The organism is Novosphingobium barchaimii LL02 (assembly GCF_001046635.1).
GTDB classification, from domain to species: Bacteria; Pseudomonadota; Alphaproteobacteria; order Sphingomonadales; family Sphingomonadaceae; genus Novosphingobium; species Novosphingobium barchaimii.
In genome coordinates, this window is the sequence record NZ_KQ130456.1 from 48784 (window position 1) to 62998 (window position 14215).

Here is a 14215-nt window from a genome sequence, read left to right on the forward strand (position 1 = left end):
CGAGGCAGGCAAAAAGGCGGTCATGCCAACCCTGCCCACGCGGCCAGTCAACAAGGAACGCCGGATGCCGATGGCCCAACGCTCGTCCAGCCGGGAAGCACACGCCGGCCCTGCCGCCTCGCCTGTCGGCGCGGACGGGGCGTTCGAAAGCGACCACCGGATCGCCAACAACCTCCAGCTGCTCATGGCGATGATCGCGGCCGAACGCCGCGACATCGTCGATCCGGCGGCTGCCTTGGCCCTGGAACGGATGCTCGGCCGGATCGGCGCGATTGCGGGAGTCCACCGCCAGCTGACGCGCCCGCAGGAAAGCGGGATGGTGGAAATCGGCGGTTATCTCCAGACGCTGGCGCTCCAGATCGAGGCCGGCTGCTGCGATGTCGTCGCCGGACGGCAGCTGAGGGTCGCATCCGATACTGCACTGGTGCCCGCGCGACTGGCGGCGGCGATCGGCCTGATTGCCTCCGAATGCGTGCTCAACGCCTGCAAATACGCCTACCACGCGCAGGAGGCCGGCGAAGTGCGCATCGTCATGCGGCTGGCGAGCGCCCACGCCCTGCGATTTTCGGTGGAGGACGACGGCATCGGCTCCGGCTCGCCCGAGCCGGGCTTCGGCACCCGGCTCATCGAAATGCTTGCCGCGCGCATCGGCGCTGCCCTGATCCGCGAGAACACCCGGCCCGGAACCCGCATCGTACTTGCAGTTCCGCTAAGGTGACTCGCAGCAGCAGGCATGTCCGCTCACCCATCCGAAGGTTGAGGTTGCGCGCGTCGCCTTGGAGCGGCAACCTCGCCGCCCGGTCCGTTGGCGGATACTGGCAGGAGGACGCGGTGTACGGGGCGGGGACATTGGCACGCAGGCTCTACGCGCCCACCGCAGCGGTGCTGGCACTGGGCATCTTCGCGCTGGACGTGCTCAGCCCGCTGCAGGGCGCGGTGGCAGTGCTATATACCACGGTCGTCGTGCTGGTGGGGCGTACCCATTCGCGCGGGCTGATCCTGTCCGCCGCCGGCCTATGCACGGTGCTGGCCATCATCGGATACTGCGCGTCGCACTGGGACGATCCGCTGGGATCGCCGGCCATGCGGCTGGCGGTGAGCCTGATCGCGCTTGGCGTCACCACCGCATTGTTCCTGCGCCAGCTTGCCGAAAGCACCGAGCGCGAGCTGGCGGATGCGCGCTATCGCACGATCTTCACCGCGGCCGGGTTTCCGATCTGGGAATCCGACTGGTCCGGCGCCTACGCACTACTCCTCAAGGCCAGTAGCCTCGACGAGGCATCGGTGAGACGCGCGTTCCAGCTGGCCCGTGTGCGCAACGCCAACGATGCCGCCGCGCGGTTGTTCGGCCTTGCCGACCGGAGCGAGCTGATGGGCGGTACGGTAGACGACTTCGCTACCCCCGCCGCCTTCGAATCACTGGCACGCATCTACGGCGCCCTGCTGCGCGGCCGCATGGCGGTGGAGGAGGAGACCTGCTTCGTCACCCGCAGCGGCGAGGCGATCGACGTTCTGCTGCAAGTCTCGTTGCCGCCCGACCACGGCGGCTGGAAGCGGGTGCTGGTCATGGCCGCAGACGTGACCGAGCGGAACCGCGCCCAGGCCCGCCTTGCGCAGTCTCAGGCCGCGCTTACCCACATGTCGCGAGTGACGACGCTGGGGCAGATCGCCGCGTCGATCGCGCATGAGGTGAACCAGCCGCTTTCCGCTATCATCACCTATGCCCGCTCTGGCAGGCGCTGGCTGGAGCGCGAGGCGCCCGGCGCCGCCGAAGTGGCTGACTGCCTCGACCATATCACCAGCAACGGCACGCGCGCGGCGGACGTCATCGCGGGTATCCGCGAACTGGCGCGCAAAGCCGACCCCAGCCATGAACGCATGGCGCTGAAAACCCTGATCGAGGATACCGAGGCGCTGCTGCGCCGCGACCTGCAGGTCCACGACGTGACCTTGCGGATCACCGTGGAGCCCGAGTTGCCGACCCTGATGGGCGACCGGGTACAGTTGCAGCAGGTACTGATGAACCTGGTGCTCAATGCCCAGCAGGCGATGGCGGATCTACCGCCCGGCCAGCGCGAGATGTGCCTGACCGCAGCGCAGGACGGGGATGCCCTGATCGTCGAGGTAAGCGACTGCGGCATCGGCTTGGCCGATGATCCCGAGACGGTGTTCCGCCCGTTCTTCACCACCAAGGACGACGGCATGGGCATCGGCCTCGCAATCTGCCGCTCGATCCTGGAGCAGCACCACGGCACGCTAACGGCCCGCAATAACCCCGGCGGCGGCGCCAGCTTCCGGCTGCGCCTGCCCGCCGCCTTGGATACGGAGGCTTTCGCGGCATGATCAACACCGGCAGCGATCCCACCGCCCGCGCGTGCGTCTGCGTGCTGGACGATGACGCGGAAGTGCGCAGCAGCATCGGCAGCCTCCTGCGATCGAGTGGGCTGGACGTGGCGCTGTTCGCCTCGATTTCGGAGTTCCTCGCCGCCGGGGTGCCGCAGGTCGCCTCTTGTCTGGTGCTGGACATTCGCCTGCCGGGCGAGAACGGGCTGGAATTCCAGGAACGGCTTGCGGCCGAAGGACTCGTCATTCCGGTCATCCTCATTACCGGGCACGGCGACATTCCGATGACCGTGCGCGGTATGCGCGCGGGTGCGGTGGACTTCCTGCCCAAGCCTTTCGACGACGAACAGCTGCTGTCGGCAGTCGGCTCCGCCCTGGACACCGACCGCGCCCGGCGCGCGGCGCAGCAGGGCAATACGTCGCTGCGCGAGGCGCATGCCGCGCTTACCCCGAGGGAGCGCGAGGTCATGGCGCTGGTCGTCACCGGGCTGATGAACAAACAGGTCGCCGCGCGGCTGACCCTTTCCGAGATCACCGTGAAAATCCACCGTGGCAACGTCATGCGCAAGATGCAGGCTCAGTCGCTCGCCGACCTGGTGCGCATGGCCGAGCAGCTGGGCGTGCGCGACGACACCATCCATCGTTATAACACCTGAGTATGATGGTGTGCCGGTGATCCCAGGCCCAACTGGAACCGGGGGCTATTCCTTCGGGTTGAACCCGATGACACCGGAGAAGATATTGGTCGCCCCCTCCCCCCTGATTGCCATTGTCGACGACGATTCCGGTGTGCGGGGAAGTCTCGACAGCCTCCTGCGCTCCGCGGGTATGCGAGGCATCGGCTTCGCGCACGCCGAGGATCTGCTGGCATCGACGTTTAGTGAACGGGTTGCCTGCGTGGTCACCGACCTGCACATGCCGGGCATGACCGGCCTTGAACTGCAGTCCGAGATGACCCGGCGCGGCTGTGCGGCGCCGGTAATTCTGATGACCGCCTTTCCCACCGAGGCAGCACAGAACCAGGCGATGGCGGGCGGTGCGACTGCGTTCCTGGTCAAGCCCATCGATCCCGATGCCCTTCTGGATGCAATAGAAAGCGTGCTGCCCTAAGAGACCGTTTGAAAATGCGCAGAAGAGCGCATTTTGAAGGCGGCACCAGCCCACTCCCCCACCCGGCCACTCAACGGCAGTATTCTATGGGTGGTCGGGTGGGGGAGTGGGCTGGTGCGGCAGAATGGGCAAAGCCCATTCTCAAACGGTCTCCAAGAGCGCTCCCATACCTTGGTGTGGATGGGAGCGGCTGCTCGCCGCGGCTATCTTCGGCACTATCGAGGCGGCACCGCGCCGCCGCGTATTCCCCGAAGGAGGCTTGCCATGTCCGACCAGCATACTCTCGTTTCGCCCGCAGCACGCAAGCTGGGCACCCCTAGCGACCTTGGCGCCGATGCCACGCGCGATATCTCCGGCGGCCTCAAGGCGCTGCTGGCGGATGTCTTCGCCCTCTATCTCAAGACCAAGAACTTCCACTGGCACATGAGCGGCCCGAACTTTCGCGACTATCACCTGATGCTCGACGAGCAGGGCGAGCAGATTTTCGCGATGACCGACGCAATCGCCGAACGTGCCCGCAAACTGGGCGGCACGACAATCCGCTCTATCTCGGACATCGCCGGCCACCAGCGCCTGCTCGACAACAATGCCGATTATGTCGAGCCGCAGGACATGCTGGCCGAGCTGCACGGCGACAACAAACAGCTGGTCGCCGAGATGCGCCGCGTCCACGAGCTATGCGACGAATACCGCGACATCGCCACCGCTAGCCTCATCGAGGTCTGGATCGACGAGACCGAGCGCCGCGCATGGTTCCTCTACGAAAGCGGGCGCACGACCCGGCTGTGATCGCCGGGCACATGCGCCCCTGAACTACCGATTGCCTCCCCTTCCCGCGACCTGGTTTTCCATATCGCGGGCGTTGGAGGAGGCGGCCCACGGCAAGGGCCGCCTCCTCCCCGACCCCGTCAGACGGAGTCGGGTAGAGGCGTGTCCGACCAGGGGGAGGGCAACAAGAGCGGCGGACACGCCATCCTTGTTTCAGCTCCCCGTGAGGCCGCCAAGCAGACCCGTCACCGGCGACAGCAGGGATGAGGTGCCTGAACCCGTTCCCCCGCCGACACCGCCGAGCAGGCCGCTAACGACACCACTGACCGGGGCGAGAGCACTGCCCGCTCCGCTGCCGCCACCGACACCGCCCAGCAGGCCGGTCACCACGCCGGTCACAGGGGTGAGCACCGTACCAGCGCCGCCGCCGCCACCGACACCGCCGAGCAGGCCGGTCACCACGCCGGTCACAGGGGTGAGCACCGTACCAGCGCCGCCGCCGCCACCGACACCGCCGAGCAGGCCGCTAACGACACCGGTGACCGGGGCGAGAGCACTGCCCGCTCCACTGCCGCCACCGACACCGCCCAGCAAACCGGTCACCACGCCGGTCACAGGGGTGAGCACCGTACCAGCGCCGCCGCCACCACCGACACCGCCGAGCAGGCCGCTAACGACACCGGTGACCGGCGCAAGCACAGTGCCTGCGCCCGAACCGCCACTCACGCCGCCGAGAAGGCCGCCCACGGCACCGGTAACGGGCGACAGCACCGAGCTGCCGGTCTCCCCCGCACCAAGGCCGCCGACCACTTGGCCGACCACCGGACCAAGCGCCCCGTTCACGGCGTCCAGCACCGGCGAAGTCACCGTATCCACCACGAGGGTGACAGGTGCCACGACAGGCGCCAGCCCGTTGGTGACCTGCGTTACGCCGCTGCCGACCTGCGCGCCCAGCAGGGCACCGGCAAGGTTGCCAACAGGCGCAAGCCCCTGCGCTACGCTGGTGGTTGTCGTCGGCAGCGTCACGTCAAGTACCGCGCCATCGGCAAGTACGTCAGCCGTCACCAGCTGCCCCGAGACGAGACCCGGATTGTCCGACAGCACGTTTGCGCCCACCAGGGTGCCGCTCGTGCTCGCGCCGGTCAGGCCGTTGTTCGCAAGGTCCAGCCCGACGAGCGGGCCGGTATAAGTCGGCGCGGGACCGGAGCCACTGCCCGGCAAGCTGCCGGCGACGCCGCTTACCAGGCCGCCCAGCTGCCCGGTAAGCGGCGCCAGCAGGCCGCCGGACCCTACCACCGGGGCCAGCACTGTATCGACGGTATCGAGCAGCGGCGTGGTCACGCCGCTGACGGTGGACGTCACGGCGGCAACCGTGGGCGAAAGCCCGTTGGTCAGGCCGGTCACTGTCGTTCCGACCGGCTCGCCAAGCAGTGCTCCCGCCAGTGCGCCGACGGGGGCCAGGGCCTGCTGCGTCTGCGCCGCCGTGGTGGGCAGGGTCACCTGCACAACGCTGCCGTCACCCGTCAGCACGTCGACTACGATGTTGCTGCCTCCGCCGCTGGAACCGGTGGGCGGGGCTACATTGACGTCGATCAGGCTGCCCGGACCGCTGGGGCCAAGAATGGGCACGCCGCCTACGCTAACCCCGGTCGCGGGGCCGGTGATGGTGGTCGTCCCGGTTGGGCCCGAGGGGCCGCTAGGGCCGGTTGGGCCGGTTGGGCCGGTTGGGCCGGTTGGGCCGGTTGGGCCGGTTGGGCCGGTTGGGCCGGTGGGTCCAGTAGGTCCCGTCGGGCCAGCGGGTTCGCTGGGGGTCGACGGGCCCGAAGGCGTGCCGGCATGGAAGCCGACGTTGTCGGCGCACGCGCCCAGCAGCAGTAACGGGATAGTCGTTGCGCAAAGCAGGGTTTGCCGTGCCGTCGGGCGCCGTGTCCGGTTGGTCATTGTGTTGTCCTCCATGAATTGCCGTATGCGCAAGGCGTAAGGCAGATCGGGAGGAGATATCGCGCCCAGAAGCAGCCGCTTCGGCCCTGTGCCGGGCGCCGCCAACCTGGCAGCCCAAAGCCGTTTCGGGCAGGTAGCCAGACACGCCGGAACGACGGCCAGCAGGGTGCGCAATCCGCACGCAAAGCTATTACGCCCGCGCGCAAGGGCCGGGAAAAACGCCTCTGCGCATACGCAAAAAGGAGATTGCGCCTTGTTAGCCCCTTGGTGCCGGGTCGGCGGCAATTGTGACCGACCCGACCCGGCTCTCCTACGATCGGATCGGGGACGAGCGTTTTCAGGCAGACTGGCGGCGAATCTTCCTTGCGGCAACTCGCAGTTCAGGCTCCGGGCGAGTGTTCAGCCAGCCACCACCTTGCCCACACACGCCGGGGTGTCGCTGGCTTGCGGCTTGCGCAGCCCCGTCAGGGCTCATTCGATCGGCCCGCCCCCCGAAAGGAGCGGGCCCTGTCCTGTAGCCGGGAACCGGAGATTCAGTACTTCAGCGAAAGCGTCGCGAAGGCCGAGCGGCCCGGCGCCACGGTCGCGAAGTGGGTCGAGTACGTGCGGTCGTAGTACTTCTTGTTGGTCAGGTTCTGCACGTTCACCCGCACCGATACGTTGTCGGTGAGCGTGGCCGAAGCCGTCGCGTCGAAGCGCCAGTAGCCGTCGATCGAACGGACGATGGTACCGTAGTTCGAAGCACCAAAGCCCGCATACTGACGCGAATTGTAGATCGCGCCGCCGCCGATCCGGAAACGCTCGGCGATGTCGAACGTGGTCCAGGCGGTGAAGCTGTGCTTGGGCGTGTTGGGGAAGGGCTTGCCCAGATTGATGAGCGTGGCCGCCGCAGTGCTGGTTCCGACGTCGGTGATCTCGGAGTCCATGTAGGTATAACCGCCAAAGACGCTCCAGAACGGAAGCGGCTTGCCGTTGAAGCCGACCTCAAAGCCCTGGATGCGTCGTTCACCGACGTATTCCAGCAGACCGTTGGCGCCAGTGGTTCGGGCGTTCTTGGTCTCGGTGCGGAATGCCGCCAGGCTCAGGCCGAAGGCGTCGTCCATGAACGACCACTTGGTGCCGACTTCATAGGACTTGGTGCCCTCGGCCTTGAGATCGTTCAGCGTCGTCAGGGCGATCGCGTTGCCTTCCTGACCTTCGCCGACAAGGCTGCCGGGAGGGGTGGTCGACTTCGCGTAGGAGACATAGATGCTGCCGTTGGACATCGGCTTGAAGATCAGGCCGGCCTGATAGTTCAAGAAGTTGTCCTTCTTTTCCAGCACCGGCGCGGCAGCCGTTGCCGGGATCGTGGTCTGGACCGTCTTGTACCAGTCCTGACGAATGCCCAGGCTCACCAGCAGCTGATCGGTGATGCTGATCGTGTCGAGGGCGTAGATCGCGTAGGTGGTGGCTTCGGTCTTGGCGCTGATCGCGTTGCGGGCGACCGGGATAACGCTGCCATCCACTTGGACGTTCTGCCAGGGATCATTGGCGTTCGGGCTGGTCAGGCTGGTGCAGTTGTACGCAGCCTGGTTCGCCACACTGCAGCGCGCGGCGGCGGCGGCGCTGGTGTTGGTGCTCACGTTGAACGAGCCGCGCTTGGACTGTTCCCAGCTTGCCTCGGCGCCGACCGAGAACGAGTGCTCGATGCCGCCGGTATCAAACTTGCCCGACACGTCGAACTGTCCGACCATCGAATCGACGTTGCTCCAGCGCGTGTTCGCACGGCGCCAGACGAGGCCGTTCTGCACGTTGCCCTGGCTGTCGTCGGGCTGGGTGACGATGTAGGCCTGCTTGACGTTGGCATACTTTGCCGTGCCGCGCACCTTGATGCGGTCGGACAGGTCATGCTCGGCGCGCAAGAACAGCTCGTCGACGTTGGTAGTGCGGAAGTCGCGGTTCTTGAGGCCGTAGAAGGTATCGCGGTCGACCTTGGCCGGACCGATCTTGAGCAGACTGGCACTGGTCACCTGCGCGGCGGCACGCTCGAACGGGATGCCCGGGTCGGGCATGTCGTCGCTCTCAAGGTGATAGTAGTTGATGAAGGCGCGGGTCGCGGTGCCCAGACCCAGCGCCGCCGAGGGCGAGATGCCCCAGCGGTTGTAGTTCACCACATCGCGCCCGGCGACATCGGCGTCGTGCCACATGCCGTTGACACGGATCGCAGAGGTTTCGCCGATCTGGTAATTGGCGTCGACGGTAGCGCGCTTGTAGTCGTCGGTGCCGTAGCTGAAATCACCCAGGATGCTGGTGCCCAGGTGCGGCATCTTGCTGACGAGGTTGAGGCTGCCGCCGGCGCTGCCGCGTCCGCCCATGGTCGAATCGCCGCCCTTGACGACTTCGATCTGCTCGATCGCGAAAATCTCGCGCGACTGGCCGCCGACGCTGCGAACGCCGTCGATATAGGTGCTGCCCTGTGCGTCAAAACCACGGATGAAAGGACGATCGCCCTGCGGGTTGCCGCCTTCACCGGCGCCGAAGGTGATGCCCGGTACGGTGCGCAGTGCCTCGGCGAACGTGCTCGAGCCGCTCTCGCGGATGACCTGCGAGGGGACGACAATCACGGTCTTGGCGGTGTCGAGCAGCGGCGCCGTGTACTTGGGAGAAGCGGCCTCATCGACCTTGTAGCCGGATTCGTCGATCGCGGTATCGGAAACGGTCACGCCGCCCAGGCTGGGCGGGGTTGCGCTGGCGGCAACATCCTGAGCCATGGCCGGCGAGGCGGCGAAACCGACGCAGGAAAGCGCCAGATAAGCCGGCGCAACGGTAGCCGACGAATTACGAAGACGAGACAGAGACACTCAAACCCCCCTTATTTTATTGCAAGTGCGTATCAATTCGTTGCGCTAATGCGAATGATTTGCGACAAATGCAAGGGGAATTTTTCTCAATTAATTCAAAGCGAAATGCACCTCACAATAAAACCATAAAGAAAAATTGCAGCAGAAGGCGTCAGATCGCCGCGACCCATGATTACCGTTATCGATTCAGACTAATTATTCGAGAATTAGCCAGCCTTCGACAGATGATGGATTTTCGCCGGGTTGAAGACTTGCCGCAGCGGCTGACGGGGCCTGTTCTGCGAAAGTTGCTCCGCGCACACCTTGAGCGATAGCTCGAAGGGATTGATCAATCGCCGCTGGACCCTCTTGGCAGGCCGCCTGCGCTTGATTTGCCAAATGGCGTCAGGACGCTGCGCAGCCATTCCAACAGGGCGCCGAAACTGTTACGCTCCCAAGACTATAGGCATGCAGAGTTCACAAGATTCTGGTAATCCTCGATCACCAATACGCGCATTCGCCCCCACCACGTTACCCCGAATAGCCCGATAGGCCCAACCAGAAACTGAACCACCCCGCCAGGCGACGCCTGCGGGGTAAGAAAATTCCGTTACTTTGGGAAATGGTGGGCGGTGAGGGGCTCGAACCCCCGACCCTCTCGGTGTAAACGAGATGCTCTACCAACTGAGCTAACCGCCCTCTTGCGCTATGCGGCGCTATTGCTGCGTTTTCACGCTCCCGTCAATGCCCGAAGGCACACATGTTATTAGACAGCGCCCGGCACCGCATGGCTCACCGCGCATTTCCAGTCAGTTAGGCTGCATTTTCCTCTGTTGTCCGAGGCTTGATGAATTTTCAACAATGGCTGTCCATCGCCGTTCTGGCAGGAATGATGGTGCTCTTCATCTGGGGCCGTTTCCGTTACGACGTGACCGCCGTGATCGCCCTGCTCGTCGCGATGGCGCTTGGTCTGGTCACACCGGAGAAGGCATTCCTGGGATTTTCTGACGATATCGTCATCATCGTCGCCTCTGCGCTGGTGCTTTCGGCGGCGGTGCAGCGTTCAGGGCTGGTGGAAAAGGCAGTGGCCTGGGCCGGGCAGTACCTCAAGCGTACCGGGGCGCAGCTGCTGGTGCTGACGGCTTCTGTCGGCGTGGCCTCGGGTCTCATCAAAAACATCGGGGCGCTGGCGATGCTGATGCCGGCAGCCGGGCAACTCGGGCGCAAAAGTGGGACAAACCCCTCGCGCTTCCTCATGCCGATGTCCTTCGCGGCGCTGCTGGGCGGGCTGACGACGCTGGTCGGCACATCGCCCAACATCATCGTCAGCCGCGTTCGCGAGCAGATGATCGGCGAGCCTTTCACCATGTTCGACTACCTGCCTACCGGCCTTGGCCTGCTGGTGATCGGCCTGATCTTCCTGCGCCTGTTCTACTGGCTGCTCCCCGCCGACCGGCGCGCGGCGGCGACCATGGGCGAGGCGCTCAACATCTCGGACTACACCATCGAGGCACGGGTGCGTGAGCAATCGCCGGTGGTGGGCAATACCGTCGCCTCATTCATCAAGGAGCACGACGGAGAAATCGACGTGACCGCCGTGCTGCGCCACGGCCTGGCCGGCGAAGTGCGCCCAGACCTGGTGATCGATGCCGACGACGTGCTGATCCTGGCCGGCGATCCCGATGCACTGGAACGAGCCGTCGCCGCCTCGCAGCTCGACCCTAGCGGGCACGGCGAGGACGAGGAGGACGAGGACGAACAGCACGCCCGCGCCCGCGATGACGTGGGCGTGATCGAGGGCGTGGTCACCGCACGCTCGGCGCTGGCAGGCAGTTCAGCGGCGCGGCTGATGCTGCGCGACCGGCTTGGCCTGCGGCTCGTCGCAATCTCGCGGGAGGGGGAAAGCCTGCGCAACAAGCCCGCCAGTATCCTGATGCAGCCCGGCGACGTTATCGTGCTGCAGGGCATTCTCTCGGCAATGCCAGGACGGCTGCGGCAGTTGGGTGTGCTGCCCTTGGCAGCGCGCCCGATCAGCCTTGGCATGACCCGCAAGGGCTGGCTGGCGTTAGCGATACTCGCCGCGGCGATGCTGGCCACGGCGACCGGCGTGATCCCGGTGGCGGCAGCGTTCTTCACGGGTGCTGGGCTGGTCATCATCACCGGCGCATTGCCGGTGGACGATGCCTACGAGGCGGTGGAATGGCCGATCCTCATCATGCTGGGCGCGCTGATCCCGGTCAGCGGCGCGCTGCAATCGACGGGCGCTTCGGACGTGCTGGCGACTCAGCTCGCCGCCCTGGCGGCGGACCTGCCGCCCTGGGGAGCGGTGGCGCTTGTCCTGGCCGCATCAATGGCGGTGACGCCGTTCCTCAACAATGCGGCGACGGTGCTGGTCATGGCGCCGATCTCCGCTGTGTTCGCAGGCGATCTGGGTTACCGGCCGGACGCTTTCCTGATGGCGACGGCGATCGGGGCGGGCTGCGATTTCCTCACCCCGATCGGACACCAGTGCAATACCCTGGTGATGGGGCCGGGCGGGTATCGCTTCGGCGACTATGCTCGGCTGGGAGCGCCGCTATCGCTGCTGGTGCTGGTGCTGGGCACACCGCTTATCATGCACTTCTGGCCGGTGCGGTGAGGCGCCCTTTCTCTCCCCGGTAAGGGGAAAGGAACGATCAGATCTCCAGCTGGCTCCCCAGTTCGATCACGCGGTTTGTCGGAAGTTTGAAGAATTCCATCGCGCTCTGTGCATTGCGGACCATCCAGGCAAACAGCTTCTCGCGCCAGATAGCCATGCCCGGTCGGCTGGAAGCGATCAGGGTCTGGCGTGAAAGGAAGTAGCTGGTTTCCATGGCCCGGAAAGGCCCCCCTGCTCGGTTCTCGGCGGCGAGTTCGGCAGGAACGTCGATCTCGTCCATGAAGCCGTGGCGCAGGACCACGCGATAGAAGCCCTGCCCCATGTCCTCGACGCTACAGCGCTTTGGCCCGGAAACGTGGGGTACTTCCAGCGTCTGGACGGTCAGGATCACCACCCGTTCGTGCAGGATGTGGTTGTGCTTGAGGTTGTGCAGCAGCGCATGGGGCACTCCCTCTGCGGCGGAGGAGAGGAAAACCGAGGTCCCGGCGACGCGGCGCACACGCTCTCCGACGGATTTCAGGAACAGGTCGAAGGGGATCGAATCCTCGCGCAGACGCGCCAGCACGATGCGCCGGCCGGTGGCCCAGGTGGTCAGCAGCAGGAACACCACGGCGGCGACCAGCAGGGGGAACCAGCCGCCGTCGGGTATCTTGGTGGCGTTCGAGGCGAAATAGAGGCCGTCCACCAGCAGGAACGCCGTAGTCAGTAGCACCGAGACCACGGGGTTCCACTTCCACACCGCAAAGGTCAAAACGCCCAGCAGGCAGGCAGTGATGACCATCGTCCCGGTCACTGCGATACCGTATGCGGCGGCCAGGCTGCTCGAACTGCCGAAGCCGAAGACCAGCAGCAACACCATGACAAGCAGGCCCCAGTTGACCAGCGGGATGTAGATCTGCCCGGCCGCCCGGGCGCTGGTGTGCAGGATCTTGAGACGCGGCAGGAAGCCCAGCTGCACCGCCTGCTGGGATACCGAATAGGCGCCCGAGATCACGGCCTGGCTGGCGATGATCGTCGCCATCGTCGCCAGCGCGACAAGCGGCAGGCGCGCCCATTCCGGCGCCATCAGGAAGAAGGGGTTGGACGCGGCCTCCGGGCTCCCCAGCAGCAGCGCAGCCTGGCCAAGATAGTTGAGCATGAGGCACGGGAACGCGACATAGAGCCACGAAACCATGATCGCCTTGCGCCCGAAATGGCCCATGTCGGCATAGAGCGCCTCCGCGCCCGTCACCGCCAGAACCACCGAGCCCAGCGCCAGGAATGCCAGCTTGGGGTCGATCAGGAAGAACTCCACCGCATGGACCGGGTTCAGCGCGGCAAGGATGCCGGGGTGCTGAAGAATGCCGTTGACGCCCAGCACCGCGAGGACGGCGAAATAGACGATCATCACCGGGCCGAACAGCTTGCCCATCGCCGCCGTCCCGCGCGACTGGATGGCGAACAGGCCGATAAGGATGCCGGTGGAGATCGGCAGCACCCAGTCGGAGAAGGCCGGGTTCACCACCGTCAGCCCCTCTACCGCCGAAAGCACCGAAATGGCCGGGGTGATGATCGCATCGCCGTAAAACAGCGCCGTCGCCACCACGCCCAGCCCGGCGATCAGCGGGGTCAGGCGGTTCTCGCCGAGTTCCCGCCGGATCAGCGCCAACAATGCCAGGCTGCCGCCCTCTCCCTTGTTGTCGGCGCGCAGGATGATGAAGACGTACTTGATCGTGACGATCACCATCATCGTCCAGAAGATCAGCGACAGGACGCCGAAGATGTGCAGCTTGTCCACCACCAGCGGATGGTGCCCCACAAAGCTCTCCTTCATGGCATAAAGCGGCGAGGTGCCGATATCGCCGAACACCACGCCGATGGCGCCCAGGGCCATGGCGGGCAGGCCTTCACGCTGATGGCCTTCGTTTTCGTGGCTCTGACCATGCGCGGGGGCGGCAAAGTCCGTGGCAGATTCGCTCATCAAACCGAAATAAGGCCCCGCGCGCGGGAGCGCCACGAACTTTACGGTTTCTTTATGGGTGAAGGCCGCATTTCCCGTGGAACCTTAACGCCCCGAAGGTCCACTTGAGCATCCGTCCCGCAAGTCGACGGATTCCCGGCCATGCACAAGTCCCCCTTCTTTCGCTCAAAGCTCGCCTCGCTGCGGCGGGGTGAGCGGTGGTGGCCAGCCGAGATCGCCCTGCGCGCGCTTGGCCTCGCCCTGCTGGCCGGGTGCTGGCGGCTGGCGATCACCGCGCAGCGCATGGTTACGCAGCCCGCGCCCCACCCCGCAGGGCCAGCCGATCTTGCCGTCTGCGCGGGCGTGGTGGTGCTGCTCTGCGCAGGGCTGATGCTGGGCCTCGAAGGGCCGGGGCTGCTGCGCGACGTCCCGCTGACAGACTGGTTCACCCATACAAGAGGTTCCCGCTCATGACCGATCTTACCTGGCTGGCTGTGCTCGCCGGCCTGTTCGCGCTCACCCTCGCCTTCGCGCGGCTCTGCGAAAGGGCCTGAGCGATGACACTCCCGCTCATCCTCGCCGGAGCGACCGCGCTCGGCCTGCTCGTCTATCTCCTCGCCGCGCTGCTGCGGCCAGAGAAGTTCTAGGAAAACCAAG

The 14215-nt window shown here is 65.6% G+C and carries 11 protein-coding genes and 1 tRNA gene; 8 read left to right on the forward strand and 4 right to left on the reverse strand.

Features of this window, described 5'->3' with window-relative positions:
* Positions 1-22: 22 nt before the first annotated feature.
* The 5 genes from V474_RS16980 to V474_RS17000 all read left to right on the forward strand — a co-directional run bounded on the left by V474_RS16980 (position 23) and on the right by V474_RS17000 (position 4242).
* Positions 23-718 (forward strand): sensor histidine kinase, encoded by a 696-nt coding sequence (locus tag V474_RS16980; RefSeq protein ID WP_169795091.1) that lies wholly within the window; start codon positions 23-25, stop codon positions 716-718.
* A 44-nt stretch (positions 719-762) separates the two neighbouring features.
* On the forward strand, positions 763-2343 hold the full coding sequence (locus V474_RS16985; protein WP_148649443.1) for a sensor histidine kinase: 1581 nt from the start codon (positions 763-765) through the stop codon (positions 2341-2343).
* Entirely contained in the window at positions 2340-2999 is a 660-nt protein-coding gene (locus V474_RS16990) for a response regulator transcription factor (protein ID WP_059152634.1), read from the forward strand. The genes V474_RS16985 and V474_RS16990 overlap by 4 nt, the downstream gene beginning before the upstream one ends.
* Positions 3000-3066: 67 nt before the next feature.
* Positions 3067-3453 (forward strand): response regulator transcription factor, encoded by a 387-nt coding sequence (locus tag V474_RS16995; RefSeq protein WP_059152635.1) that lies wholly within the window; start codon positions 3067-3069, stop codon positions 3451-3453.
* A 264-nt stretch (positions 3454-3717) separates the two neighbouring features.
* Positions 3718-4242 carry a Dps family protein gene (locus V474_RS17000; RefSeq protein ID WP_059152636.1) on the forward strand — a complete coding sequence of 175 codons (525 nt, stop codon included), beginning with the start codon at positions 3718-3720 and terminating at the stop codon, positions 4240-4242.
* 192 nt (positions 4243-4434) lie between these two features.
* Here the strand turns inward: V474_RS17000 and V474_RS26655 are convergent, their stop codons facing one another.
* From V474_RS26655 to V474_RS17020, 3 genes are all read right to left on the reverse strand, one after another.
* On the reverse strand, positions 4435-5850 hold the full coding sequence (locus V474_RS26655) for a hypothetical protein (protein WP_236711312.1): 1416 nt from the start codon (positions 5848-5850) through the stop codon (positions 4435-4437).
* Between the two features lie 845 nt (positions 5851-6695).
* On the reverse strand, positions 6696-9002 hold the full coding sequence (locus V474_RS17010; protein WP_059152637.1) for a TonB-dependent receptor: 2307 nt from the start codon (positions 9000-9002) through the stop codon (positions 6696-6698).
* 602 nt (positions 9003-9604) lie between these two features.
* A tRNA-Val gene (locus V474_RS17020) sits at positions 9605-9680 on the reverse strand.
* Positions 9681-9828: 148 nt separating this feature from the next.
* On the opposite strand from V474_RS17020, the gene V474_RS17025 reads away from it, so the two are divergent.
* Positions 9829-11619: an SLC13 family permease gene (locus tag V474_RS17025; RefSeq protein WP_059152639.1), complete on the forward strand. Its 1791-nt coding sequence runs from the start codon at positions 9829-9831 to the stop codon at positions 11617-11619.
* Between the two features lie 37 nt (positions 11620-11656).
* Here the strand turns inward: V474_RS17025 and V474_RS17030 are convergent, their stop codons facing one another.
* On the reverse strand, positions 11657-13579 hold the full coding sequence (locus V474_RS17030) for a potassium transporter Kup (RefSeq protein ID WP_082699871.1): 1923 nt from the start codon (positions 13577-13579) through the stop codon (positions 11657-11659).
* Between the two features lie 141 nt (positions 13580-13720).
* Between V474_RS17030 and V474_RS17035 the strand changes: the two genes are divergently transcribed.
* A complete protein-coding gene (locus V474_RS17035; protein ID WP_059152640.1) occupies positions 13721-14032 on the forward strand; it encodes a hypothetical protein in 312 nt (103 codons plus the stop codon).
* Between the two features lie 83 nt (positions 14033-14115).
* On the forward strand, positions 14116-14205 hold the full coding sequence (kdpF, locus tag V474_RS17040; RefSeq protein ID WP_059152641.1) for a K(+)-transporting ATPase subunit F: 90 nt from the start codon (positions 14116-14118) through the stop codon (positions 14203-14205).
* The last annotated feature ends 10 nt before the right edge of the window (positions 14206-14215 follow it).